Source organism: Stenotrophomonas maltophilia group sp. msm1 (genome assembly GCF_032025805.1).
GTDB lineage: Bacteria > Pseudomonadota > Gammaproteobacteria > Xanthomonadales > Xanthomonadaceae > Stenotrophomonas > Stenotrophomonas hibiscicola.
Map to the genome: position 1 here is coordinate 233,073 of NZ_JAVSKH010000003.1, position 25,360 is coordinate 258,432.

General features: G+C 67.2%; 26 protein-coding genes and 1 pseudogene. 14 read left to right on the top strand and 13 right to left on the bottom strand.

Annotated elements, in window-relative coordinates; all coding sequences use genetic code 11:
• The 4 genes from ROV95_RS16215 to map all read left to right on the top strand — a co-directional run bounded on the left by ROV95_RS16215 (position 1) and on the right by map (position 2,490).
• Complete coding sequence (locus ROV95_RS16215; RefSeq protein WP_312545322.1) at positions 1–885, top strand: arginase family protein; 885 nt, start codon at positions 1–3, stop codon at positions 883–885.
• A gap of 172 nt (positions 886–1,057) precedes the next feature.
• Positions 1,058–1,417, top strand: a complete 360-nt coding sequence (locus tag ROV95_RS16220; protein WP_053498166.1) for a VOC family protein — start codon at positions 1,058–1,060, stop codon at positions 1,415–1,417.
• A gap of 67 nt (positions 1,418–1,484) precedes the next feature.
• The gene (locus ROV95_RS16225) at positions 1,485–1,697 is read left to right on the top strand and encodes a ParD-like family protein (protein WP_019659200.1); all 213 of its coding nucleotides are present in this window, start codon (positions 1,485–1,487) and stop codon (positions 1,695–1,697) included.
• A 10-nt stretch (positions 1,698–1,707) separates the two neighbouring features.
• The gene (map, locus tag ROV95_RS16230) at positions 1,708–2,490 is read left to right on the top strand and encodes a type I methionyl aminopeptidase (protein ID WP_312545428.1); all 783 of its coding nucleotides are present in this window, start codon (positions 1,708–1,710) and stop codon (positions 2,488–2,490) included.
• Here the strand turns inward: map and ROV95_RS16235 are convergent.
• Complete coding sequence (locus ROV95_RS16235) at positions 2,487–3,101, bottom strand: LysE/ArgO family amino acid transporter (protein WP_312545325.1); 615 nt, start codon at positions 3,099–3,101, stop codon at positions 2,487–2,489. The two genes, map and ROV95_RS16235, sit on opposite strands and share 4 nt — an antisense overlap.
• Positions 3,102–3,206: 105 nt before the next feature.
• On the opposite strand from ROV95_RS16235, the gene ROV95_RS16240 reads away from it, so the two are divergent.
• The 5 genes and pseudogenes from ROV95_RS16240 to ROV95_RS16260 form a co-directional block, all read left to right on the top strand.
• Positions 3,207–4,100 carry a LysR family transcriptional regulator ArgP gene (locus tag ROV95_RS16240; RefSeq protein WP_312545327.1) on the top strand — a complete coding sequence of 298 codons (894 nt, stop codon included), beginning with the start codon at positions 3,207–3,209 and terminating at the stop codon, positions 4,098–4,100.
• Positions 4,101–4,178: 78 nt separating this feature from the next.
• Positions 4,179–5,585, top strand: a complete 1,407-nt coding sequence (locus tag ROV95_RS16245; protein ID WP_180876044.1) for a TolC family protein — start codon at positions 4,179–4,181, stop codon at positions 5,583–5,585.
• Positions 5,578–6,591 carry an efflux RND transporter periplasmic adaptor subunit gene (locus tag ROV95_RS16250; protein ID WP_072166865.1) on the top strand — a complete coding sequence of 338 codons (1,014 nt, stop codon included), beginning with the start codon at positions 5,578–5,580 and terminating at the stop codon, positions 6,589–6,591. The genes ROV95_RS16245 and ROV95_RS16250 overlap by 8 nt, the downstream gene beginning before the upstream one ends.
• Positions 6,576–7,763 (top strand): ABC transporter permease, encoded by a 1,188-nt coding sequence (locus ROV95_RS16255; protein ID WP_312545330.1) that lies wholly within the window; start codon positions 6,576–6,578, stop codon positions 7,761–7,763. Before ROV95_RS16250 ends, ROV95_RS16255 begins: the two co-directional genes overlap by 16 nt.
• Positions 7,760–8,885: pseudogene (locus tag ROV95_RS16260) on the top strand (ABC transporter permease); the annotation flags it as partial. The gene ROV95_RS16255 and the pseudogene ROV95_RS16260, both read left to right, overlap by 4 nt.
• Before the next feature lie 47 nt (positions 8,886–8,932).
• On the opposite strand, the gene ROV95_RS16265 reads toward ROV95_RS16260, so the two are convergent.
• From ROV95_RS16265 to ROV95_RS16275, 3 genes are all read right to left on the bottom strand, one after another.
• Positions 8,933–10,225, bottom strand: a complete 1,293-nt coding sequence (locus ROV95_RS16265; RefSeq protein WP_312545433.1) for a hypothetical protein — start codon at positions 10,223–10,225, stop codon at positions 8,933–8,935.
• 225 nt (positions 10,226–10,450) lie between these two features.
• Entirely contained in the window at positions 10,451–10,819 is a 369-nt protein-coding gene (locus ROV95_RS16270) for a glycine zipper 2TM domain-containing protein (protein WP_014646414.1), read from the bottom strand.
• 166 nt (positions 10,820–10,985) lie between these two features.
• Positions 10,986–13,208 (bottom strand): methyl-accepting chemotaxis protein, encoded by a 2,223-nt coding sequence (locus ROV95_RS16275; protein ID WP_312545332.1) that lies wholly within the window; start codon positions 13,206–13,208, stop codon positions 10,986–10,988.
• A gap of 625 nt (positions 13,209–13,833) precedes the next feature.
• Here ROV95_RS16275 and ROV95_RS16280 point away from each other — a divergent pair.
• From ROV95_RS16280 to ROV95_RS16295, 4 genes are all read left to right on the top strand, one after another.
• Positions 13,834–14,226, top strand: coding sequence for a barstar family protein (locus ROV95_RS16280; RefSeq protein ID WP_312545333.1), 393 nt, complete (start codon positions 13,834–13,836; stop codon positions 14,224–14,226).
• A gap of 134 nt (positions 14,227–14,360) precedes the next feature.
• Complete coding sequence (mutS, locus tag ROV95_RS16285; RefSeq protein ID WP_134730317.1) at positions 14,361–16,952, top strand: DNA mismatch repair protein MutS; 2,592 nt, start codon at positions 14,361–14,363, stop codon at positions 16,950–16,952.
• Positions 16,953–17,275: 323 nt separating this feature from the next.
• Positions 17,276–18,787: a catalase gene (locus tag ROV95_RS16290; protein ID WP_312545430.1), complete on the top strand. Its 1,512-nt coding sequence runs from the start codon at positions 17,276–17,278 to the stop codon at positions 18,785–18,787.
• 108 nt (positions 18,788–18,895) lie between these two features.
• Positions 18,896–19,498, top strand: a complete 603-nt coding sequence (locus ROV95_RS16295; RefSeq protein WP_058983293.1) for a DUF937 domain-containing protein — start codon at positions 18,896–18,898, stop codon at positions 19,496–19,498.
• Between the two features lie 35 nt (positions 19,499–19,533).
• Here the strand turns inward: ROV95_RS16295 and ROV95_RS16300 are convergent, their stop codons facing one another.
• Positions 19,534–19,941: an RNA-binding S4 domain-containing protein gene (locus tag ROV95_RS16300; RefSeq protein WP_021202477.1), complete on the bottom strand. Its 408-nt coding sequence runs from the start codon at positions 19,939–19,941 to the stop codon at positions 19,534–19,536.
• A gap of 9 nt (positions 19,942–19,950) precedes the next feature.
• Positions 19,951–20,190, bottom strand: a complete 240-nt coding sequence (locus ROV95_RS16305; RefSeq protein ID WP_312545338.1) for a hypothetical protein — start codon at positions 20,188–20,190, stop codon at positions 19,951–19,953.
• A gap of 62 nt (positions 20,191–20,252) precedes the next feature.
• On the opposite strand from ROV95_RS16305, the gene ROV95_RS16310 reads away from it, so the two are divergent.
• Positions 20,253–21,725, top strand: a complete 1,473-nt coding sequence (locus tag ROV95_RS16310; RefSeq protein ID WP_312545340.1) for an MATE family efflux transporter — start codon at positions 20,253–20,255, stop codon at positions 21,723–21,725.
• A 68-nt stretch (positions 21,726–21,793) separates the two neighbouring features.
• Here ROV95_RS16310 and ROV95_RS16315 read toward each other — a convergent pair whose 3' ends face one another.
• From ROV95_RS16315 to rpsP, 7 genes are all read right to left on the bottom strand, one after another.
• Complete coding sequence (locus ROV95_RS16315) at positions 21,794–22,204, bottom strand: DUF1801 domain-containing protein (protein WP_019659260.1); 411 nt, start codon at positions 22,202–22,204, stop codon at positions 21,794–21,796.
• Positions 22,205–22,241: 37 nt separating this feature from the next.
• The gene (locus ROV95_RS16320; protein ID WP_019659261.1) at positions 22,242–22,676 is read right to left on the bottom strand and encodes a DUF1801 domain-containing protein; all 435 of its coding nucleotides are present in this window, start codon (positions 22,674–22,676) and stop codon (positions 22,242–22,244) included.
• A gap of 78 nt (positions 22,677–22,754) precedes the next feature.
• Positions 22,755–23,135: a DUF6404 family protein gene (locus ROV95_RS16325; RefSeq protein WP_058983283.1), complete on the bottom strand. Its 381-nt coding sequence runs from the start codon at positions 23,133–23,135 to the stop codon at positions 22,755–22,757.
• A gap of 82 nt (positions 23,136–23,217) precedes the next feature.
• Positions 23,218–23,619 (bottom strand): 50S ribosomal protein L19, encoded by a 402-nt coding sequence (rplS, locus tag ROV95_RS16330; RefSeq protein ID WP_005408597.1) that lies wholly within the window; start codon positions 23,617–23,619, stop codon positions 23,218–23,220.
• Between the two features lie 154 nt (positions 23,620–23,773).
• The gene (gene trmD, locus ROV95_RS16335; RefSeq protein WP_312545344.1) at positions 23,774–24,532 is read right to left on the bottom strand and encodes a tRNA (guanosine(37)-N1)-methyltransferase TrmD; all 759 of its coding nucleotides are present in this window, start codon (positions 24,530–24,532) and stop codon (positions 23,774–23,776) included.
• Positions 24,533–24,540: 8 nt separating this feature from the next.
• A complete protein-coding gene (gene rimM, locus ROV95_RS16340) occupies positions 24,541–25,053 on the bottom strand; it encodes a ribosome maturation factor RimM (RefSeq protein WP_134730323.1) in 513 nt (170 codons plus the stop codon).
• A gap of 44 nt (positions 25,054–25,097) precedes the next feature.
• On the bottom strand, positions 25,098–25,358 hold the full coding sequence (gene rpsP / locus ROV95_RS16345) for a 30S ribosomal protein S16 (protein ID WP_005415733.1): 261 nt from the start codon (positions 25,356–25,358) through the stop codon (positions 25,098–25,100).
• Between the last annotated feature and the right edge of the window lie 2 nt (positions 25,359–25,360).

A 25,360-nucleotide genomic window follows, 5' to 3' on the forward strand; every position in this document is an offset into this window, starting at 1 on the left:
ATGCCGTTGCGTTCTCCGTTGATCCTCGACCTGGACGGTGGCGTGCTGCCACTGCCCCAGGCACAGACTCTGGCCCTGCCGCAGTGGCACGACCCGCTGCGCTTCGCCTGCAGCAATGCCACACTGCACCGTTTCGCCGCCGAAGTGCTGGCGCCGCTGCCCGCGCAGCTCGGCACCGTGATGCTGGGCAGTGGCGACTTCCATCATCTCAGCCTGCCGCTGTTGCGCCGCATGCGCACACAGGCGCCGTTCCAATTGGTAGTGCTGGACAACCATCCGGACAACATGCGTTTTCCGTTCGGCATGCATTGCGGCTCATGGGTGAATGCCGCCAGCAAGCTGCCGCAGATCTCGCACATCCACGTGCTCGGCATTACCTCCAGCGACATCGGCCTCGGCCATGCCTGGGAGAACCACTGGCGCCCGCTGCTGGGCGGTCGCTTGACGTACTGGTGCATGGATGTGGATGTCAGCTGGGGCCATCGCCTCGGCATGGGCCACGCGTTCCGCCGCTTCGAGCACCCTGAAGCGCTGGTGGCCGCGTTCGCTGCCGAACAGGCCAAGTCGCCCCAGCCGACCTACCTGTCGATCGACAAGGACGTGTTCGCCGAGGACGTCGCGCGCAGCAACTGGGACCAGGGCCGATTCCAGCTGGAGGACGCACTGGTGGTGATCGAGGCGCTGCGTGCAGGCGGCCTGTTCGGCAGTGACATCACCGGGGAAGTGTCGCTGGCCAACTACCAGAGTCGCTTCAAGCGCTGGCTGTCTTCGCTGGATGGCCAGCCGGACGTCAGCGCCGATGATCTTCCTGCCTGGCAGGCCCGGCACCAGCAGGTGAACCGCGAACTGCTGGCGGCAATGGCCGCCGTGCCGACGGCCTGCTGACCACTGTCCGGCAATGCCAACCAAGGTTGGCAACTACCAGAGCCGGGTAGAGCCGAGCCCACGCTCGGCTGGCGCCTTCTGTAGAGTCAAGCCATGCTCGACTGCGGGCACCGCGAACAGCAGCCGAGCATGGCTCGGCTCTACACTGGGTTCCCACCTCGGAGCCCTCGCCATGCCCCAGACCGTCATCCCGCAACTGCGCATGCGCCACGCCGATACCACCCTGCCGTTCTACGTGCAGGGGCTGGGTTTCGTGGTCGACTGGGAACACCGCTTCGAAGCCGGTTTGCCGTTGTTCGCCCAGCTCACCCGCGATGGCCAGACGATCTTCCTCACCGAGCACAGCGGTGACTGCGAGGTCGGCGGCGCGGTGTACTTCATCGTCGACGACGTCGACAGCCTGTACCGCGCCTTCAGCGCCGCCAACGTGCCGATCGAGCAGCCACCGCATGACACCGACTGGGGCAGCCGCGAGATGCTGCTGCGCGACCCCGACGGCAACCGCCTGCGCTTTGCCACCCACCTGGACTGAACAACGCGGGCTTGAGGCGGATATACGAAACATATACGCTTCGTATATTCCCACTCCAGGACCGCCGATGGGCATCGTCAACATCGATGACACCCTGCACGACCAGTTGCGCCGTGCCTGCACTGTCTCCAGCCGTTCGATCAACGCCCAGGCCAACTTCTGGATCCGGGTCGGCATGCTGTGCGAGATGAACCCCACGCTGAGCTTCCAGGACATCGTCGCCAGTGAACTGCGCGCGGCCGGGGTGCAGCCGCCGCTGCTGGCGCCAGGTCAGGCCTGAGTCCATGGGCATCATCAAACGGCCGGAAGAAGTTGAGCTGATGGCCGAATCCGGGCGCCTGCTGGCCCAGGTGTTCGCCGCACTCGACCAGCTGCCGCTGCAGGGCCGCAGCACGATGGAGATCAACGATTTCGTAGAACGCATGATCGTCGACGAGCTGCAGGCGCGGCCGGCCAGCAAGGGCCAGTACGGCTTCCCGTACGTGCTCAATACCTCGATCGACAACGTGATCTGCCACGGCGTGCCCAGCACCACCGACGTGCTGCGCAGCGGCCAGATCGTCAACCTCGACATCACCCTGGAGAAGAACGGCTACATCGCCGACTCCAGCACCACCTACCTGGTCGGTGAGGTCGACTACGCCGCGCGCCGGCTGGTGCAGACCGCCTACCAGGCGATGTGGGAAGGCATCGCTGCGGTGCGCCCCGGCGCGCACCTGAGCGATATCGGCCACGCCATCGCCCGCCACGCGCGCAGCCACGGCTACAGCGTGGTGAAGGAATACTGCGGCCACGGCATCGGCCAGGAAATGCACGAGGAACCGCAGATCCTGCACTACGGCCATCCCAACACCGGCAGGGTGCTGGAAGAAGGCATGGTGTTCACCATCGAGCCGATGCTCAACCAGGGCAAGCCGGCCATCCGCCAACAGCCGGACGAATGGCCGGTCTACACCCGCGACGGCAAACTGTCGGCGCAGTTCGAGCACACGGTGGCGGTAACCCGCACCGGTGTGTGCGTACTGACCCTGCGCCCCGGCGAAGCGCCACTGTGCGCGGTGGACGCGGCCTAGAGCGGACGCAACAGCAACAGTGTCGCCAGGCAGAACATGAAGACCGCCACGGCGGCATCCAGCACCCGCCAGGCACCTGGCTTGCGGAACACCGGCTGCAACAGGCGCGCGCCATAGCCCAGAGAACAGAACCAGGCCACGCTGGCCAGGCACGCCCCGGCGGCGAAGGCCCAGCGCAGGTCACCCGGGTAGCGCGTGGACAGACTGCCCAGCAGCACCACGGTATCCAGGTAGACGTGCGGATTGAGCAGGGTGAAGGCCAGGCAGGTCAGCAGCACCTGGCGCGCGCTGCCGCCCTGCGCCTCGGCCGCGGCCAGTGCACTGCCTCCGCGCCACGCGCGCAGCCCTGCCCGCAGGCCATACCACAGCAGGAACGCGGCGCCACCGAAGCGCAGCACCTGCAGCAGCAGCGGCCACTGCAGCACCAGCGCGCCCATGCCGCCGACGCCAGCCAGTATCAGCGCGATGTCCGCACCGGCGCAGGCCAGCACCACCCTCCCCACATGACGCTGCTGCAGGCCCTGGCGCAGGACGAAGGCGTTCTGCGCACCGATGGCGATGATCAGGCCGGCACCTGCGAACAGGCCGGCGGCGGTAGCGGCGATCCACATCAGGACAAGCCAGGCAGCGAAGGGATGCGCAGGGTGCGGCCAACGGCCGGTTAAGACAATCTGGTTTTTCTTTATCCTGTGCAGAAAAACTGAAGGGGCACCGGCATGGATCTGGTACATCCACAATTGGCCGCATTCGCTGCGGTGCTGGAAGAAGGCAGCTTCGAGGCTGCGGCACGCCGCCTGTCGATCAGCCCGTCGGCACTGTCGCAACGGATCAAGGCCCTGGAGGACAGGCTCGGGCAGGTGTTGCTGGTTCGCCAGGCACCGTGCCGCCCCACCGCCGCGGGGGAAGCACTGCTGCGCCGGGTACGGCCGATGCAGGCGCTCGAGGCCGAGGCGCTGGCCGAGCTGCTGCCCGAGCGTGGCAGTGACACCGCGCGCACGCCGATCGCCCTGGCGGTCAACGACGACTCGCTTGATACCTGGTTCGTGCCGGCCGTCGCCGACCTGCACCAGCGCCATGGCTACCTGTTCGACCTGCGCATGGACGACCAGGACCACACCCTGCACCTGCTGCGCGATGGCAGCGTGCTCGGCGCAGTGACCGCCGAAAGCCAGCCGGTGAAGGGCTGCAACGTGCACCCGCTAGGCGCCATGCGCTACCACGCGATCGCTTCGCCCGGCTTCGCCCGCCAGTACTTCAACGATGGCATGCAGGCCGCGGCCCTGGCGCGCGCACCGATGCTGGTGTTCAACCGCAAGGATGAACTGCAATGGCGCTTCGTGCGGCGCCTGACCCGCGCGCGACTGCAGCCGCCGCTACACTACCTGCCCTCTTCCACCGGTTTCGTCGAAGCCGCCGCGTGCGGACTCGGTTGGGGCATGGCCCCGGAAACCCTGGTCGCGCCCGCCGTGCGCGCCGGCCGCGTGGTGGTACTGGAACCCCGCCGCTGGCTCGACGTACCGCTGTACTGGCAGCATGCCGCCGTGCGCTCAAGCACGCTGCAGCACATCACCCAGGCGCTGCGCACGGCAGCCAGCGGCACCCTTCGTTGAGGACAATCCGATGACCGCAGACTCGGGCTTCACGCCGCGCGCACTACCGTTTGCGCACTTCTTTACCACTGGGACGGCATGGGCGTGATCGGCCGACGTACAAGGATGCACCGCGCGAAGGCCGCGCTGGCGCTGGTGCTGGCGACCTGCCTGCCAACCGCTGCGTCCGCGCAGAACAGCAACGACGCCCCCGCATTGGACTGGGAACAGGCACGGCAACGCCTGGAGCAGGTCTCCGATGCGCTGGCAGCCGCTGATGCAGCGGTACGCAACAAGCAGGACCTGCAGGACGCCACGCGCCTGCTGCGCCTGCCGGAGATCACCGGCGAAGTGCGCCGCCTGCAGTTCCAGAAGACCCTGACCCTGCCACTGGGTTCGCTGGCGCCCGTGGCTGAAGCCTTCGGAATCGATTCGCCGCTGTCGTTCACCGAGCGCGACTGGCGTACACGCCCGGTAGTGACCGCGGTGCTGCCGCTGTACACCGGCGGCGTGATCCCGGCCGCGCAACGTGCGGCCAGCGCCGCCCATGAGCAGGCCAACGCCGAGCGCGAGGCACAGCGCCAATCATTGACCGTGCAGCTGGCCCAGGCCTACTTCGGCCAGCGCCTGGCCGAGCAGGCGGTGGACGTGCGCCGCGACGTGCGCGACGGCCTCAACCGCCACCTGTCCGATGCCGAAAAGCTCGAACGCGAGGGCTTCGCCACCCGCGCCCAGCGCCTGCAGGCAACCGTGGCCCGCGACAAGGCCGAGCGCGAGTATCAGAAGACGGTGAATGACCTGGCCACGCTGAAGGCCGCGCTGTCCACGCTGCTGCGCAGTGGTGGCGAGGTGCAGCCGGTGTCGCCGCTGTTCGTGCAGCGCGTGCCGCTGGAACCGGTGACCAGCTTCGAGCGCACGGCGCAGGCGCGCCAGCCGCAGATCGCGCGCTTGCGCGCGATGGTGGCGCAGGCCGAACAGGGCGTGCGCGTGCAGCAGGCCAAGCTGAAGCCGCAGATCTTCGCCTTCGGCCAATACGACTTCCGTCGCCGCGACGAGATGCTGACCGACCCGGACTGGGCGTTCGGCATCGGGCTGAAGTACACCTTCCTGTCACCGAACTCGCGGCCGGCGCAGATCAGCGCCGCGCGTGCACAACAGGACCAGGCCGAAGCCGGCCTGCGCGAGGCCGAGAACCAGGTCGCACTGGGTGTGCGCAAGGCCTGGAACGAACTGGAAACCGCGCGCCAGCAGTTCGTGCTGCTCGACAGCAGCATCGCCCAGGCACAGGAAAACCTGCGCCTGCAGGAGCTGGCATTCCGCGAAGGCCAGGCCACCTCGCTGGATGTGATCGATGCGCGGCTCGGCCTGGGCGGCGCCCGTGTCGAGCGCGCACAGGCCGCCTACCAATACGACATTGCGCTGGCACAGTTGCTGGAGATCAGTGGACAGATGGACCGTTTCGAAGAATTCCGGCGGCGTGCGGACGAGGTGATCGACCATGAGTGACGTGCTGCACGACGATGCGACGACGCCCCCCGGCAAGCGACGGCTGGGACCGATCCTGCTGGTGGTCCTGCTGGTCGCGGTGGTGCTCGGCCTGTGGCTGGCCTGGCGCAGCCCGGCCGACCAGATCCAGGGCATGGCCGATGCGGACACGATCAACGTGGCCGCCAAGATCACCGCGCGCGTGGCCGAGCTCAAGGTGCGCGAGGGCGATCGCGTGCAGCCCGGGCAGGTGCTGTTCCTGCTCGACAGCCCCGAAGTGGCCGCCAAGGAACAGCAGGCGCACGGCGCATTGGCGGCTGCGCAGGCGGTGGCCGACAAGGCCGACGAAGGCGCGCGCAGCGAAGACATCCGCGCCGCCGAAGCGAACTGGAAGCGCGCCGAAGCCGGCGCGACACTGGCCGAAGCCACCTACCGGCGCGTGCAGAACCTGTTCAATGAAGGGGTGATGACCCGGCAGAAGCGCGATGAAGCGCATGCCCAGGCCACCAGTTCGCGCGAACTGGCCCGCGCCGCCCGCGCGCAGTACGACATGGCACTGGCCGGCGCCCGAGAGCAGGACAAGCGCGCCGCACAGGGCCAGGTGCAGCAGGCGCAGGGCGCGGTGGCCGAAGTCAACGCGGCGCGTGCCGAAGTGGAGGGACGCGCGCCGGTGGCGGGCGAGATCAACAAGCGCATGGCCGACCCGGGCGAGCTGGTGCCGGCCGGCTATCCGGTGTTCACCCTGGTCGACATCGACCGCATGTGGGTCGCCATGAACCTGCGCGAATCGCAGATGCAGGGCCTGAAGGTCGGCAGCAAGCTGCAGGGCAGCGTGCCGGCGCTCGGCCTGGACGGCGAATTCGAGGTCTACTTCATCAATCCGGCCGGTGACTATGCAACCTGGCGTACCACCCGCCAGTCGTCCGGCTATGACGTCCGCAGCTTCGAGGTGCGGGTGCGCCCGGTACGCCGCATCGAGGGCTTCCGCCCCGGCATGAGCGTGCTGTTCGCATGGCCCCAGCACTGAGCCCGGACCGCAACGGCTTCGCCGCTTCGTGGCGACGCGAGCTGCAGTCGCTGCGCGGCAACCGTGCCGACCTGCTGCTGGTCACCTTGCTGCCACTACTGATGCTGGTAGTGATGGCATGGATGTTCACGCCGTCGGTGATGCGCGACATCCCGATTGCTGTGGTTGACCTTGACCACAGCAGTGACAGCCGCCTGCTGCTGCGCATGCTCGACGCCAGTCCCGGCGTACGCGTCGCCAGCCAGCCAGCGGACCTGGAGGAGGCACGTTCGCAGCTGCGCAGCCTGGACGTGTTCGCCATCGTGCTGGTGCCGCGCGATGTCACCCGGCAGGCGCTGCGCGGCCGCCAGGGCACGGTGTTCGCCTATTACAACGCCACCTACATGACCACCGGCCAGTCGGCGGCGCGCGACATCGGCGAGGCGGTTTCCGCATGGAATGCACGCCTGCTGCGCGAGCGCATTGGCCTGCAGGTCGGCCCGGGCAAGCTGCGTGCGGCGCCGATCGCTGTGCAGTCGGACATCCTCTACAACCCGGCACGCAGCTACGAGCTGTTCCTGCTGCCGCTGATCTTCCCGGCGGTGCTGTCACTGGTACTGGCACTTGCGGTGGCCGGCAGCCTCGGCCGCGAGATCCGCGATGGCACCCTGCCCGCCTGGCTGGGCCGCACGCCGTGGTCGGCGATTGCCGGCAAGGTCGCGCCGTACCTCCTGCTGTTCTCGCTGTATGGCGCGCTCGGTATCGGTTACCTGGCATGGCTGCGTGGCGACGGCGTGGCCGGCAGCGTACTTCTGCTGCTGCTCGCGCAGCCGTTGTTCTACCTGGCCACCGCCGCCTACGCGCTGTTCTTCGTCGGCGTCACCCGCGACATGGGCACCGCACTGTCCGCGGTGGGCCTCAGCATCGGCACCGCACTGGCGTTCTCCAGCGCCACGTTCCCGGTGCTGGACGGGCCTTTGTTCACCCGCATCTGGCATCAGCTGCTGCCATTGAGCGCCTACATCAAGCTGCAGACCCAACAGCAGTTCATCGGCTCGCCGCTGCAGGTTTCGGCATGGCCGCTGGCTACGCTGCTATTGATGACGGTGGTGGCCGGGGGCATCGGCGGGCTGCGCCTGATCGCCTTTGCGCGTACCCCAGAAGCCGCACAGCCGGCGGGGCGCGACGCATGAGCGTACTCTGGCGCAGCCTCCGGCAGACCCTGATGGCGGTCGTGTGCGACCGCTACGCGATCGTGGTGATGGTCGGCGCAGTGATCCTGTACTCGTTCTTCTATCCGGCCGCCTACCGGCACCAGGTGGCCAGCAACCTGCCGGTGCTGGTGGTGGACGAAGACCACAGCGCGACCAGCCGCGAGCTGCTGCGCAAGCTCGACGCACTGCGCGTTGCGCGCGTGGTCGGGCAACCGGCGGACGTCGACAGCGCACGCCGGCAGCTGGAAGCCGGCCAGGCCGAGGGGATCGTCGTGATCCCGGCCAATCTGGAGCGCGACATCCTGCGCGGCCATCCAGCCAAGCTGGTACTGCTTGGCAACGGCGCCTACCTGGGCCGCGCAAGCTGGGTGCTGGGCAGCGTAGCTGACGCGCTGGGTGCGTTCGGGCGTGATGCCGTGGTCGGCCAGGCCGCCTTCATGGGTGCACCGCAGGCCCCGCCGGTCACGCTTGTGCAGCGTCCGCTGTACAACACCCAGGAAGGCTATGGCAGCGCGATCGTGCCCGGGGTGGCCGAGCTGATCGTGCACCAGACGCTGTTGATGGGCATCGGCGTTCTGCTCGGCGGCCGCCGCCTCGCACTGGGCCGGCGCCTGCGCTTCGACCTGCCGACGCTGGCCGGCATGGCGTTGGGCTTCGGCCTGATCGGACTGTTCGGCCTGTTCTGGTACGCCGGTTTCACTGCCTGGGCGCAGGACTACCCGCGCGGCGGCAACCCGATAGGCCAGCTGCTGGGCGGCACCTTGTTCGTCGCCGTCACCGTGGCCTTCGGCCTGTTGGTCGGCAGCTTCTTCCGCACCCGCGAGCGCGCCTTCCAGTACATCGTCGCCACCTCGATCCCGCTGTTTTTCCTGGCCAACCTGTCGTGGCCGGCGGTGATGACGCCGCAACCGCTGGTCTGGCTGGCACAGCTGCTGCCCACCACCTCGGGCATCAACCTGATGGTGCGCCTGAACCAGATGGACGCCCGCCTGACCGACGTCAGCCACGAACTGATCACCCTCACCCTTCTGCTGCTGCTTTACGGCAGCCTCGCCGCCTGGCGCCTCCTGGCCCGAAACGGGGACGGAGGGGATTAAGTCGCAGGCAACCTGTTCAAGGGCCGCGGCATGGCCGCTTCGAGCCGACGCTCAGGGATCCGGGGCGTACCAGAACGGGATGCGGAACGCGCGACGCCGTCCGCCCCCGCGCTCGCCGCCTGTGGCATTCCACACCAGTTCCAGGTCATGGCGTCCGGGCGCGAGGCCGCGGGTAGGCAGGTACCCCACCAGGCCGCGCATATCCAGGTCGCGCCGCTCCATGGGCACGAAGCCATGCAGGTCGACCGGGGTGCCGTCCAGCTTGACCTGCCAGAGCCGGGAAAGGCACTCCACTGCGGCGTTGGCGGCCTGTTGCCCGGAGGCTTCATTGTGCGCGTCCGGAAGTGCGGTGCAATGCTGGCGCGCCAGCGGATTGTCGCGTTGCGGGCGATGCGGAATGAACACGCGAAGCTGCCCACCGCTGATCGTGTCCGACGGGATCATCGGGTACGGCAGCAGCTGGTCATGCGCCGAACGCATCGATTCGTAATGCGCACTCAGCATGCCGTGCTCAACCGCCGCTTCCGTGACGATCTGGTACCGGTTGAACAGCGAGAACTTCAACGACGCCATCACCTGCACGGCGGCCAGCAGCATCGCTACCAGCACCGCGAACAGGTAGGCCGCCATGAACGAGCGCGAGCGCAGGTTGCTCTGCATGGTCAGCTGCATGGTCTGCATCAGGCGCAACAGCGGAACCCGTTGCAGGGCCGCCAGCATGGCCTGCAGGAGTCGCTGCGGTCGCTCATGGGGCTGCCCGCGCGCCTGCCGCCGCGCCACGATCTTTTCCAGGATCCCGGGGGTAACAGCCAGCGTCAACAGTGCGGCCAGCACGCTGCACAGGGCGAGCATGGCGACATGATCGGCGCCACCGGACAGCGCGCCGATCACCATCGACACACCGAGCGTCAGGACGGCCAACACCAGCGTGCCCGCCAATGTCTGTACGGCAAGCAGGGTGGTCGAGAACAGCATCGTCGCCAGCCGGTCGGCCCGTTCGATGCTGCCATCGAGGCCTCCGTCCCGGGCCTGCAGGAAAGCGCGCGTGACCGCCCCCATTCTTGGCAGGCGCGCCCAGTCAATGCCATCGGGGAAATGCGACCGGAGGCCGATCAGCCCGATCCAGTAGCCGCGCACCGTGAGGTGGACGATCAAGGCGACTGCCAGCACATAGCACATGCCGACACTGATGCTGAAACCGAACCAGAGCATCTGGAAGTACATGCCTTCGGTGTGCAGGCTGCTGCGCGCCCAGGCGTCGAACAGATAGCCCGGCACGGCCAGCAGCGCGAACGCCAGCAGGCCCGAAATGAACAGCTCGAGTTCATCGGTGCGATCACGCACCCGTTGGGGATGGGCGGTCGCTTCCGCTATCGGGTCATGCCCGGCGAGCGGTGCCGGTTGGGGAGCTGGAGCCGATTCGTTCACTGGACGTTCATCCGTTGAGTCGGCGCAGTATAGGCATGACGCCAGATTCAGCGATACGGGTCCGGAACGACGAACGCCGGCGCGGGGCCGGCGTTCGAATACTGCGATGTGGAAGGGCCGAACAGGTGTGGCAGCGACCGATCAACGATAGACGCGTTCGCAGCGGCGCTCGACGACGCGGTCGCCGTTCTTCTGCTGGCTGTTGCCCTGGATCTGGCGACCAGCCGCACCACCGGCCACGGCGCCCGCCACGGTAGCGAGCTTCTTGCCGTTGCCGCCGCCCACCTGGTTGCCCAGCAGGCCACCGATTACCGCGCCGGTTGCCGTACCGGCAATGCGGTTCGGATCGCGCGAGTTGCGCTGCACTTCCACGTTCTTGCAGACCACGCGGCTACCGTCGTTGAACCTGCGCCCCTCATCACGCGGGCCGTAAGTCTGCGCGCCGGCCACCGACGAGGCCGCCAGCAGGGTACCCAGCACAAGCAATCGGGTCGAGGTCTTCATGGCCATCTCCTGAATTCCGGTACGGGGCCAGTGTCCCCCAGCGGTTGGCAACCGGAAGTGAAATGGGCGTGTCCCCAATCTCGCCGGCCATCGCGCGTTCAGGGAAAAAATCCGCGCCCATCACGGTCAACGATCGTGATGGGCGCCGTCTCCCTGCCGGCATGCGCTGTTGCTAGAACTCTTCCCAGCCGCCCGCGTTCGCAGCCAGCGTCGGCTCGATGCGTGGTACCAGTACCCCCGGCCGGCGTACCGGAGTCACTTTCGCCGCGACCGCGGCCAGGACCGGGCGCACGGCTGCGGCCGTGGTTGCCGCACTGATGCGGAACACCGAAACCGCTTCGGCCAGCAGATTGGCCTGCTCCTCCATGGAACGAGCCGCGGCGCTGGCCTCTTCCACCAGCGCCGCGTTCTGCTGCGTGGTCTCGTCCATCTGCACCACCGCCTGGTTGACCTGTTCAATGCCCGAGCTCTGCTCCTGCGATGCGGCAGATATCTCGGCCATGATGTCGGTCACCCGCTGCACCGAGGCCACCACCTCGCACATGGTGGTGCCAGCCTGGCGGACCAGCGCCGAGCCGTCGGCGACCTTGCCAACCGAATCCTCGATCAGGCCCTTGATTTCCTTGGCCGCACCCGCCGAGCGCTGTGCCAGTGTGCGCACCTCACTGGCCACCACCGCAAAGCCCCTGCCCTGTTCACCGGCTCGCGCGGCTTCCACCGCCGCGTTCAACGCCAGGATGTTGGTCTGGAAAGCAATGCCATCAATGACCGAGATGATCTCGGCGATCTTCTTCGACGAGGCCTCGATCGCCGACATCGTGGTGACTACCTGGCCGACCACCTCGCCGCCCTGCGAAGCGACACCGTGCGCGCCGATCGCGAGCTGATTGGCCTGGCGTGCGTGCTCGGCATTCTGCTTCACGGTGGAGGTCAGTTCCTCCATCGACGCCGCAGTCTCTTCCAGGTTCGCCGCCTGCTGCTCGGTGCGCCGCGACAGGTCGGTGTTGCCCGCGGCGATCTCGCCTGCCGCCAGGTTGATGCTGGACGCGCTGGCCTGGATGCGGCCGACGATCTGCGTGAGCTGGTCGACGGTGGCGTTGCAGTCATCGCGCATCCGGGCGAACACCCCGTGGAAGTCCCCCTGCATGCGCACGGTCAGGTCACCGCGCGAGATGGACTGCAACAGGCTCGATACCTGCACCAGGTTCTCGTCGGTGGTCTGCATCAGCCGGTTGAGCCCGGCCACCATGTCGTGGAAATCGTGAGCGAAGCGCTGCTCGTCACCGCGCAGGCTGAAGTCCCCCGCCGCTGCTGCCGTCGCCAGCCTGCGGATCTCACCGTTGATCGCTGACAGGCTGGCCTTGGTCTCGTCCATCGCCTGGGTGATCGCGGCCTTCTCGCCCGGCAGAGGATCCATGTCTACCGACAGATCGCCCCTGGCGTAGTGCTTCATTACTTCGATCAACCGGTTCTGCACCTGCACATGCGAGCCGACGAGCGCATTGGTCTCGTGCACCATGCGCCCGTAGTCACCGGGGAAGGCGCTCTCATCCATGCGATAGCTGAGGCTGCCCGCATCGTGCTGGCGAGCCAGTTCCCCCTGCGCCGCCATCACAGACTGCAATTGCGCCTGCATGCGCTGCATCGACCTGAGCAGCTGCGTCACCTCATCGTTGCCGGAGGCGTCGATGCTGCTGTCCAGCCGCCCGTTGGCGATGCCATCGGCGAGCTTCACGGCTCCCTCCAGCGGCCGGGTCAGGCTGCGGGTGATGGCCCATGCGGCCAGCGAGCCGAGTATCAGGCTCAGTACGCCGAACACGATCGACAAGGTGCCGGTCCACGCCTCGGTCGCGCGGTAGTCCTCGCGGCTGCGCGCCGTCAGCACCTCCTGGTGCCGCAGCAGGGTGGAGATCGCCTCGTTCCAGGCCGTCGCCAGGCCCTGCTCGGCAAGCAGCTCCTTGGCTGCACCGTCGAAATCGCCGGCCTTCATGCGCTCATGCAGTTGCCGGGTGGACGCGTCGGTGGCCTTGCGTGCCGCGTCGATCCGCGCGACCAGCGTATCGCCGGTGGCATCACGCGGAATCTTGATGTACTTGGCCCATATGGCGTCGTAAGCCTGCGACAGCTCCTGCGCCTTCCGATAATCCCTGTCGAAATCCTCACCGCGCTTGATCACCATCAGCCGGCGCTGCATCAGCACCGCATTATTGGTATCCAGCATCTCGTTCAACAACCGCATTTTCACCATGTTGACGTCCACCACTTTCTCGAACTGGGTGGACTTCAGGTGATTTCCGTACAACGCCAGGCCGACGATGGCGACGATGAACAGCAGCAGCAGACCAAACCCGGCGCCCAGCCGGGATCCCACTCGGAGGTTGCGTAAGGCGAGCATCTCAATTCCCTTGATCAATGGCCGTACGGTCGATGGCGGCGCAGGCAGGGGAAACTTTATGGGCCGATATTATTGTATCGATCCAGATATCCTGAAATGTGCGGGCTGTTGTGAAAACCGCGCACCGGCAATCCTGCAGCCGCGCATTGCAAACGTGCATCGGACCACCCAATATTCGACCTGAATGCGGGTTATTCATTTTGCGAGCCGGTGACGGCGCATGGAGAACGGGTGGCCAGCATTAACTTGGGCTGCGAAGAAGCCACCAGAGGCATGTGCCACGCTTCCTTCCGCCTCTGGCCTGGGAAAGAACGTTCGATACTTTCTCGAGAGAGCCTCATGAACTCGCGCTCAGTATCGGTGTTTCTCCGGAGTAGTCCCTGGCATCCATGACCGATGCAGAAGATGCATGGCGGCGTGGCGTCCGCCCACTGCAGAGCAAGCCACCACGTAGCCAGTGCAATGATTCGCATCGTCGCTGGCCCTCTACGCATCCTTCGACGTCCGTCGTGACCTGTGGCAAAGCCGCACCGCGATGCCATATGGCATCCAGCCCGGAGCGACCGCGCAAAGCTCTCTCGTGCTGGGCCATCAACAACAGCGCGGACCACGCTACAGTCGGCGCATGACCCTCGTCCTGCAGATTGAAGGCGCCGCCATTGATGACATCGCCAGCCTTTACACGGAGATCAACCGCGTGTTCATGGCCGGCGAGGCATGGCAGCTCGGGCCGAGCCTGGACGCACTGGACGACCTGCTGCATGGCGGCTATGGCGCGTTGGCCGGGCAGGCGCAGGCCACGCTGATCTGGCGCGATATCGCCCACAGCCGTGCGGCCCTGGGCGTGGAGGCGACCTGCCAGTGGCTGCAGGCCAAGCTGGACGCACCAGGCAGCTTCAACGCGCGGGCGATCGCCCGCCGGCTGCAGGCGGTGCGACAGGGCGAGGGCCCGACCTACTTCGAGATCATCATGCAGATCTTCGACAGCCATCGGCAGATCACCCTGGTCCCGGCCTGAACCCTTTTTCGTGCCGCACCGGCCTGCCACCCGTGGCGGCAGCCCTGCGCCCCAGCAGTTACCATGGACGGCCCTGTACCGGCTCCGCTGCCGCCGCCCTCCGGCGCGGCCGGACGCCCCGATTCACGAGTCCCATGTCCAAAGACAAGTCCGCCGAACATACCCCGTTGATGAAGCAGTTCTTCGCAGCCAAGTCCGAGTATCCGGACCTGCTGCTGTTCTTCCGCATGGGCGATTTCTACGAGCTGTTCTACGACGACGCGCGCAAGGCCGCGCGCCTGCTCGACATCACCCTGACCCAGCGTGGCAGTTCCGGTGGCGCACCGATCCCGATGGCCGGCGTGCCGGTGCACGCGTACGAAGGCTACCTGGCACGGCTGGTGGCGCTGGGCGAGTCGGTGGCGATCTGCGAGCAGATCGGCGATCCCGCGCTGGCCAAGGGCCTGGTCGAGCGCAAGGTGGTGCGTATCGTCACCCCCGGCACGGTCACCGACGAGGCGCTGCTGGATGAGCGCCGCGACACCCTGCTGATGGCCCTGTCGCGCAGCAAGCAGGGCTATGGCCTGGCCTGGGCCGACCTGGCCGGCGGCCGCTTCCTGGTCAACGAAGTGGAAACCGACGACGCTCTGGAAGCCGAACTGGCCCGTCTGGAACCGGCCGAGCTGCTGGTGCCGGACGAGGAGAACTGGCCGGAGTTCCTGCGCCAGCGCACCGGGGTGCGCCGCCGCGCACCGTGGCTGTTCGACGCCGACAGCGGCCGCCGACAGCTGCTGGCGTTTTTCAAGCTGCATGACCTGAGCGGCTTCGGCATCGATGACAAGCCGCGCGCGACCGCAGCCGCGGGCGCCCTGCTCGGCTATGTCGAGGAGACCCAGAAGCAGCGCCTGCCGCACCTGACCTCGATCGCGATGGAAACCGCCGGCGAGGCGATCGCGATGAACGCCGCCACCCGCCGCCACCTGGAGCTGGATACGCGCGTGGACGGGGATACCCGCAACACCCTGCTGGGCGTGCTCGACAGTACGGTCACGCCGATGGGCGGGCGCCTGCTGCGCCGCTGGCTGCATCGTCCGCTGCGCCTGCGCGAGGTGCTGGTGCAGCGCCACCATGCGGTGGAAACCCTGATCGATCGCGGCGCGGACGCCGACATCCGCGAGCAGTTCCGCCGCCTGGGCGACCTGGAACGCATCCTCACCCGCGTTGCGCTGCGCTCGGCGCGCCCGCGCGACTTCTCCACGCTGCGCGACGGCCTGGGGCTGCTGCCGGCCGTGCGCGAGGTGCTGGCACCGCTGGACTCACCGCGCCTGCAGGCCCTGCATGCCGCACTTGGTGAACACGATGCGTGCGCGCAGCTGCTGGCCAGTGCCATCGCCGAAATGCCGCCGCTGAAACTGAGCGACGGCGGCGTGCTGGCTGACGGCTTCGATGAGGAGCTGGACGAGCTGCGCCGCCTGTCCACCCACGCCGACCAGTTCCTGGTGGACCTGGAACAGCGCGAACGCGAAAGCAGCGGCATTCCCACCCTGAAGGTGGGCTACAACCGCGTGCACGGCTACTACATCGAGATCAGCAAGGGCCAGTCCGACCGCGCGCCGGTGCACTACACCCGCCGCCAGACACTGACCAATGCCGAGCGCTACATCACCGAAGAGCTGAAGGCGTTCGAAGACAAGGTGCTGTCCGCGCGCGACCGTTCGCTGTCTCGCGAGAAGTACCTGTACGAGCAGCTGCTGGATACCCTCGGCGAACAGCTGGAACCGTTGAAGCAGTGTGCCGCTGCGCTGAGCGAACTGGACGTGCTGGCCGCCTTCGCCGAGCGCGCGCAGGCACTGGACTGGTCGCGGCCGGAACTGGAAACGGCACCGTGCCTGAAGATCGAGCGTGGCCGCCACCCGGTGGTCGAAGCGGTGCGCGAGCAGCCGTTCGAACCGAACGACCTGGACCTGCATCCGGACCGTCGCATGCTGGTCATCACCGGCCCGAACATGGGCGGTAAATCGACCTACATGCGGCAGAACGCGCTGATCGTGCTGCTGGCCCACATCGGCAGCTTCGTGCCGGCCAGCCGTGCGGTGATCGGCCCGATCGACCGCATCCTGACCCGCATCGGCGCCGGTGACGACCTCGCCCGCGGACAGTCGACCTTCATGGTCGAGATGGCCGAGACCAGCTACATCCTGCATCACGCCACCGCCCATTCGCTGGTGCTGATGGACGAGATCGGCCGCGGCACGTCCACCTACGACGGCCTGGCGCTGGCCGATGCGGTGGCCCGTCACCTGGCCTATCAGAACCGCTGCTACACGCTGTTCGCCACCCACTATTTCGAGCTGACCGCGCTGGCCGACGAACAGTACGAAGGCGGCCGCAGCGGCATCGCCAACGTGCACCTGGACGCCGTCGAACACGGCGAGGCGCTGGTGTTCATGCACGCGGTCAAGGATGGCCCGGCCAACCGCAGTTTCGGCCTGCAGGTGGCGGCACTGGCCGGCCTGCCGCGCGCCACCGTGGCCCAGGCACGGCGTCGCCTGGCCGAACTGGAGCAGCGCGGCGGGGAGAGCCATGCCGCCGAACTGGCGCCGCAGGCGCTGGATGCCCCGCAGCAGTTCGGGCTGTTCGCCGCGCCATCGAACAAGGCACAGGAAGCGCTGGCGGCCATCGACCCCGATGAGCTGACCCCGAAGCAGGCACTGGAAGCGTTGTACCGCCTGAAGGCGCTGCTCTAGGACTGCCGCGCCCGGCCCCGGCTCCCGCCACGGCGCGGGCGGCCGTCCGAAAGGCTCTGCAAATCCTACTTCACGTTTCAATTGACAGAAACTATCGGCCTGAACGGATCATTCGATTATTCATTTCATCTGGCCCTAGCTAAAGTCGAGTGAAGATGTTCCACCCCCGTCTTCACCCGCAGGAGCCAGCCATGAGCCAGTCCGATAACACCAGTCCCAAGTGCCCGTATCACACCGCTCCGTCGCCGGCAGAAGGCGCCCAGCAGCAGCGTGAACTGAGCACCACGCCGAAGCAGAAGCACGGCGACGATCCGGTCACGCCGATGACCACGGCCTTCGGCGCACCGGTGGTGGACAACCAGAACAGCAGGACCGCTGGCCCGCGCGGCCCGCTGCTGATGGAAGACGTGTGGCTGCTGGAAAAGCTGGCCAACCTCAACCGCGAGATCATTCCCGAGCGCCGCATGCACGCCAAGGGCTCGGGCGCGTTCGGTACCTTCACCGTCACCCACGACATCACCCGGTACACGCGCGCCAAGCTGTTCGAGAAGGTGGGCAAGCAGACCGAGATGTTCGCGCGCTTCACCACGGTGGCCGGCGAGCGTGGTGCCGCCGACGCCGAGCGTGACATCCGCGGCTTCGCACTGAAGTTCTACACCGAAGAAGGCAACTGGGACCTGGTCGGCAACAACACGCCGGTGTTCTTCCTGCGCGACCCGCGCAAGTTCGCCGACCTCAACAAGGCCGTGAAGCGCGACCCGCATACCAACCTGCGCAGCGCGCGCAACAACTGGGATTTCTGGACGCTGCTGCCCGAGGCCCTGCTGCAGGTGACCGTGGTGATGAGCGACCGCGGCATCCCGCGCAGCTTCCGCCACATGCACGGTTTCGGCTCGCATACCTACAGCTTCACCAACGCCGACAGCGAACGCTTCTGGGTCAAGTTCCACTTCGTCAGCCAGCAGGGCATCGAATCGCTGACCGACGCGCAGGCGCAGATCCTGGTCGGCCATGACCGCGAAAGCCACGGCCGCGACCTGTTCGCCGCGATCGAGAAGGGCGACTTCCCGAAGTGGAAGCTGTTCATCCAGGTCATGCCGGAGCTGGAAGCGGAAACCTACCGCATCCATCCGTTCGACCTGACCAAGGTGTGGCCGAAGAGCGATTACCCGCTGATGGAAGTGGGCCAGTTCGAACTGAACCGCAACCCGGTCAACTGGTACCAGGACGTGGAGCAGTCGGCGTTCGCGCCGAGCAACCTGGTGCCGGGCATCGGCCCGTCGCCGGACAAGATGCTGCAGGCGCGCCTGTTCGCCTACTCCGATGCGCAGCGCTACCGGCTGGGCGTGAACCATCACCAGATTCCGGTAAACGCCGCGCGCTGTCCGGTGCACAGCAACCACCGCGACGGTGCGATGCGCGTGGACGGCAACTACGGCGGCCTGCCGCACTACGAGCCCAACAGCTACGGCCAGTGGCAGGAGCAGCCGCAGTATCGCGAACCGCCGATGAAGATCCGGGGCGACGCCGACTTCTGGAACTTCCGTGAGGACGACGCCGACTACTTCAGCCAGCCCGGTGCGCTGTTCCGCAGCTACAACCAGGCACAGAAGGACCGCCTGTTCGCCAACACCGCCCGCGCCCTGGGCGATGCGCCGGACTTCATCAAGCAGCGCCACATCGACAACTGCAGCAAGGCCGACCCGGCCTACGGTGCCGGCGTCGCTGCGGCGCTGAAGGCGCTGGCCAGCCAGCCGTCGGATCCGTTCAAGCCGGCGCAGCCGGAAGCGGACTTCCCCACTGCCACCCCGGGCGCCGAAGACATCGAGCTCTGATCGCCCTGCCCCGTGTACGGCACGCCGCCTCCGTGTGGGGCGGCGTCGCCGTTTTAACGGTCCGCGTCGTACCTTCTGCACGCCCAACCCCAATCAAGGATTCCGCAGATGAGCCTGACCGATGAACTTCTCGCCAAACTGCAGGGCGCCCCGCTGCAGCAGGTGTCGCAGCAGCTCGGCATCAGCGACACCCAGGCCTCCGGTGCGATCAGTGCCGCACTGCCGGTGCTGATGGGCGCGCTGGGCAACAACGCCTCGCAGCCGCAGGGCGCGCAGGCGCTGCTCGGCGCACTGCAGAACAACCACAGTGGGCTGGACCTGGGCAGTGTGCTCGGTTCAGTGCTGGGCGGCGGTGGCGGTGGTGCCGCCAGCGACGGCGCCGGCATCCTCGGCCACATCTTCGGCGGCAGCCAGCAGAAGGTGGAAACCGGCCTGGCCCAGGCCACCCAGCTCGACAGCGGCCGCACCAGCCAGCTGCTGCAGATCCTGGCACCGATCGTGATGGCCTTCCTCGCCCAGCGCCTCGGCGGCGGACAAGCCGATGCAGGCGCGCTCAGCCAGGCCCTCGGCCAGGAAAAACAGCAGGTGCAGCAGCAGGGTGGCATCGCCGGCGGCCTGCTCGGCAGCGTGCTGGACCAGGACGGTGACGGCCAGCTCGGTGTCGGCGACCTGCTGAAGATCGGCGGCAGCCTGCTGGGCGGCAAACGCTGAGGCTTGTGTGCGCCGGGCAATGACCCGGCGCACGCCTACAACGCGTCGATATCACCCAGCGCGCGGATCAACCGGCGTGCGCGCTTGTCCGGCTTGTGCTCCGGCGGCTGGAAACCATCGCGTGCGGCGATGCGCAGCGCACGCTGTTCGGCACGGCGCGCCTTGGAGGCCTCGCTCTCGGCATACAGCTGCTGCGCCGCCGGCGCCGGCCCGCGCTGGTCGCTCAGGCCCAGCACCTGGATCTCGAAATGCTCCTCACCACGGTTGACCTGCAAGTGCTCGCCGACGCGCACCGCGCGCGAGGATTTCGGGCGCTGCCCGGCCACGCTGACCTTGCCGGTTTCGATCGCCTGCTTGGCCAGGCTGCGGGTCTTGAAGAAACGGGCCGCCCACAGCCAGATGTCCAGGCGGACACTGGGCGACAGCGGGGAAAGCTCGGTCATCGGCAGGGACTACTCCGTTCGCTTGTTCAGGGGACGCGGGTTGTCGGGGTCGCTGCGGCAGCCGCTGCCGCCGATCAACGTGGGTGCGCCGGCAGACAGATCCTGGCGCTGGCTGCCGACCAGGCACTCGGGGCGGTCGGTCGGCCGCACCTGGGTATCGCCCAGCCGGTCACCTGTCGAACATGCGGCCAGCGTGGCGCCGATCAAGGCCAGCGCCAGCCTCCGCTTCACCTGCAGTCGTTGATGCATTGCCACATCCCGCAAACCGGCTTGGTGCTAGTGTGCGCCTCCCGGGATTCGATCACCACTCCATGGCCAAAGCGCCGCTTGACCTGACCTCCGGCCCGATCGGGCGCAATCTCCTGTTGTTTTCGCTGCCGATCCTGGCGGGCAACATCGCGCAGTCGCTGAACGGTTCGGTGAACGCGGTCTGGGTCGGGCGCTTCCTCGGCGAGGCGGCGCTGACGGCCACCGCGAACGCCAACAACATCATGTTCTTCCTGATCGGCTCGGTGTTCGGCTTCGGCATGGCCTCGACCATCCTGATCGGCCAAGCGATCGGCGCGCGCGACATCGCGCAGGCACGCCGCGTGGTCGGCACCAGCGCCACGTTCTTCATCGGCCTGTCGGTGATCATCGCCATCGCTGGCTGGTTCATGGCCCACCCGCTGCTGGCGGCGATGGGCACGCCGGCCGCCTCGCTGCCGCTGGCCGAGGCCTACCTGCAGATCATCTTCCTGGCGATGCCGACGCTGTACGCGTTCGCCTTCCTCACCGCTGCGCTGCGCGGTGCCGGTGATTCGCGCACGCCGTTCCGTTTCCTGCTGGTGTCGGTGGCGCTGGACATCGTGCTGAACCCGGTGCTGATCTTCGGCATGGGGCCGCTCCCCGCGCTGGGCATCGCCGGCTCGGCCTGGGCCACGCTGGTCGCGCAGACGCTGTCGCTGGCCGGCCTGCTGCTGTACATGCGGCACAAGCGCCACACCCTGTGGCTCGGCCGCGCCGACATGCGCCTGTTCAAGCTCGACATGGCCATCCTCAAGGCGCTGGTGGTCAAGGGCGTGCCGATGGGCCTGCAGATGGTGCTGATCTCGCTGTCGGTGATCCTGCTGATGACCATGGTCAACCAGTACGGCACCGACACCGCCGCCGGCTACGGCGCTTCCCTGCAGCTGTGGAACTACCTGCAGATGCCGGCGATGGCGATCGGCGCGGCGTGCTCTTCGATGGCGGCGCAGAACGTCGGTGCGCAGCGCTGGGACCGCGTACGCGGCACCGCACGCCAGGGCGTGCTGTTCAATTTCCTGCTGACCGGCGCGCTGATCCTGCCGCTGGTGGTGTTCGATCGCCAGCTGCTGGCGCTGTTCCTGCCACCGGCCAGCCAGGCACTGGACATCGCGCGCCACCTCAACCACGTAGTGATCGGCTCGTTCCTGTTCTTCGGCGTCAGCTTCGTGATCTCCGGCGTGGTGCGCTCCACCGGCGCGGTGATTCCGCCGCTGCTGATCCTGGCCGGCTCGCTGTGGGGCGTGCGCGTGCCGTTCGCCGAGCTGCTGCAGCCGTACTGGGGCGCCGATGCGATCTGGTGGAGCTTCCCGGTCAGCTCGCTGGTCTCGATGCTGCTGTCGCTGACGTATTACCGCTGGGGCGGCTGGCGCAAGGCAAGGATGCTGGGCAAGCCGTCACACGCCGAAGCGCTGGCCACGCCGTCGGAGATTCCGGCCTGTCCGCCGTCGCCGGTGGCCGACCCGGATGCCGCGCTGGAGTCAGCCCCGCCACGGTGAGGTGGGTGCGGACCGTTGGTCCGCACAGGCCTGTCAGCCGAGCATGGGCTCGGCCCTACAGAAGACGGTCAGCGCTTCTTCTTCTTCGCCGCATTGAACGCCGCCGCCGCGCGCAGCAGTGCCTTCAACGCCGCGGAATCTGGCATCGCACCTTCATGGATGTCGATCGCACGCCGCGTGTTGCCCTCCAGGCTGGCGTTGAACAGGCCCTTCGGGTCCGCCAGCGCGGCACCGTTGGCGAAGGTCAGTTTCACTGCCTGCTTGTAGGTTTCGCCGGTGCACAGGATGCCGTTGTGCTCCCACACCGGTGTACCGCGCCACTTCCAGGCTTCCTGCACGTCCGGCAGCGCTTCATGGATCAATGCACGCACGCGTGCCAGCGTTTCGCCGCGCCAGTCCCCCAGCGCGGCGATGCGTGCATCGATCAGTTCGGCCGCCGGTGTTCCGGCATCGTCAGGGTTGGGAGCATGCGTGGCCATCAGGGACTCTCGTCGGGAAGGGAACGGAATGCCGGGCTTACATGCGCTCGCCGGGCAGCGCAGCGGCCTGGCGCACCCAGTCCAGGAACTGCGCTTCATCCAACAGGCCGGATTCGTGGATGTGCAGGTAGCGCGTGTCGGCGCTCCTGGAGGGCTCCGGTGGCACCGGCGTCAAGGCAGCGCCGCGGAAAAAGGCCACCTTGATGTAGCGCGTGAAGCAATGGAAGCTGAGAAACCAGCCTGCGCCCGCAGCCACCGCATACATCGGCGAGTTCCACTTCACCGCCTTGTGCACCCCGGGTACGGCCCGTTCGATCAGGGCATCCAGCCGTGCGCCGATGGGACGTTTCCAATCCGGCATTGCGGCGATGTACGCCTGCACCGGAGCATCGCCCTCGCCCTTGGCGATCTGCGGGTTGCCACCGGTGAGCAGCGTGGGCACAGCGGTGGGTGCGGTTCGCTTGGCAGGCATCGCACGGTACGACCATCGGAATGACGCTGCAGCCTAGCGCGGCCTGTGCCGGGCGTCACGGCGCAGTGCGCCATCGGCTCAGTCCGCCTGCCGCGCGCGGAACCGGCGCCACTCCGGCAGCTGGCGGTGGCGGCGCAGCGAGCGCATCAGCGCCGCCATCACAAGGCCGAACAGCGCTCCGGCCGACAGGCCTGCCACCAGCAACAGCACCAGCGGGCGCTCGCTGCCCTGCCAGAGCATCAGCCACATCAGCGCGGTCCAGAACAGCCCGAACAGCAGGCCCTGCACCAGCGCATTGGTACCGAAACCAGCCAGGATCGGCGGCGGCAGTGCGATGCCTGCGCGCCACAGCAGCCGATGCAACAGCGGCGCCGACTGCGCGCGTGCCAGCCCCTTGTCATCAAGAAAGCGCAGCGCCGATTGGATCACGACGGGATAGTGCGGATTGACGTCATTCATCACCCGATCGTGGCCGATGCAATGCCGGAAACGCAAACGGCCACCCGAAGGTGGCCGTCGCGGCAACAACCGAAGTTGTTTATCAGGCCTTTTCGGCCAGACGGGCAGCCTTGGCGGCAGCAGCGGCAGCCAGGTCTTCCTTGATACGGGCAGCCTTGCCTTCCAGGCCACGCAGGTAGTACAGCTTGCCGGCGCGGACCTTACCACGACGCTTCACTTCGACCGAGTCGATGATGGCGCTGTGGGTCTGGAAAACGCGCTCGACGCCGTAGCCGTGCGAGATCTTGCGCACGGTGAACGAGGAGTTCAGGCCGGCGTTCTTGGTGGCGATGACGACGCCTTCGTAGGCCTGCACGCGCTCGCGGCTGCCTTCCTTCACCTTCACGTTGACGACAACGGTGTCGCCCTGGCTGAACTTCGGCAGTTCACGGGTGATCTGGGCGGATTCGAATTCCGCGACGATGGACTTGTTCAGCTTGCTCATGGGTTACACCGATTCTTGTTCGGGTGGGCGTGTCGTATCGACAACGTGGGCTCATGCAGTCACCGGACTGTGCTGCACGTTTGTTTTGGGTACTGCGCGCGCCAACCGGGGCTGGCGGGAATTGGCCATGATAGCCGATAAAGCCAGCCCTGCGCTAGGGGCTGGCCTTGGGTTTCTGCGCCTGGCGGGCCTGGTCCAGCAGTTTGCGGTCGGCCTTGCCCAGCGCCTGTTCATCCAGCAGGTCCGGGCGTCGCTGGGCGGTACGGAGCAGCGACTGCTGGCGGCGCCAGGCCGCGATGGCCGCGTGGTTGCCCGAGCGCAGCACCTCCGGCACGTCTCCCAGCGGGTGCTGGGCCGGCTGGCTGTAATGCGGGCAGTCGAGCAGGCCGAGGTCGCCCTCGAAGCTGTCCTGCGCCGCCGACTCCGCATCGTTGAGGGCCCCCTCCTGCAGGCGGGCCACGGCGTCGATGATCACCGCCGCGCCCAGCTCGCCCCCGGACAGCACGTAGTCGCCGAGGGAGATTTCCTCGTCGACATTGGCCTCCAGGAAACGCTCGTCGATGCCCTCGTAGCGGCCACAGAGCAGGACCATGCGCGGCAGCGCCGCCAGCTCCCGCACCTTGGCCTGGGTCAACCGCGCGCCCTGCGGGCTGAGGTAGATCACCGGAGCCGGGGTCGGATCAGCCTCACGGATCGCCTGCAGGCAGGCCTGCAGCGGCTCGATCAGCATCACCATGCCCGGGCCACCGCCGAACGGACGGTCGTCCACCCGGCGATAGTTGCCTCCGGCGTAATCACGGGGGTTCCAGCCATGCAGGCTGAACAGCCCCTTCTCCCGCGCGCGCCCGACCACGCCCAATCCAGCGGACTGGGCGAGGAACTCGGGGAACAGGGTGATGACGTCGAAACGCATGCGTCTGCTCAGAACTCGGGATCCCAGTCGACCACGACCAGATTGGCCTCGAAATCGACCGATTTGACGAAGTCCGGCAGCACGAACGGGATCATCCGCTCGCGGTCACCACGGACCACCACCACATCATTGGCGCCGGTGCTGAACAGGTGCGAGACCTGGCCCAGGGCGACGCCCTCGGTGGTCGTCACGTCCAGGCCTTCCAGGTCCACCCAGTAGTACTCATCGGGCTTCGGTGGCGGCAATGAACTGCGGGCCACGTAGATTTCGGTGCCGCGCATCGCTTCGACCACGTCGCGGTCCTCGACGCCCGGGAAACGGGCGACCAGGTGCTTGCCGCTGTCACGGCCACGCACACCTTCTATCGTGGTTTCCACGCCGGACGGGCTGCGCACGATCCACGGCTGGTAACGGAAAATGGCGGAACGTGGCTCGGTCCAGGACTCGAGCTTGATCTCGCCGCGCACACCAAAAGCGCCGACAACCCTGCCCAGCAGGATGCGGCGCTCGATATCTTTCATCTGCTTCAACCAAGAGGGCCACGCCGAAGCGTGGCCCGTCAGGATCAGGCCGCAGCGGCCTGGGACTTGGTCGCTTCCTTGATCAGGTTGCGGACCTTGTCGGTCGGCTGGGCGCCGTTCTTGACCCAATGGTCAACACGGGCCAGGTCCAGCTCGATGCGCTTCTCGGCGCCCTGGGCGACCGGGTTGTAGAAGCCAACACGCTCGATGTTGCGGCCGTCGCGCGCGCTGCGCACGTCGGTGACGATGATGTGGTAGAACGGACGCTTCTTGGCGCCGCCGCGGGTCAGTCGAATCTTGACCATGG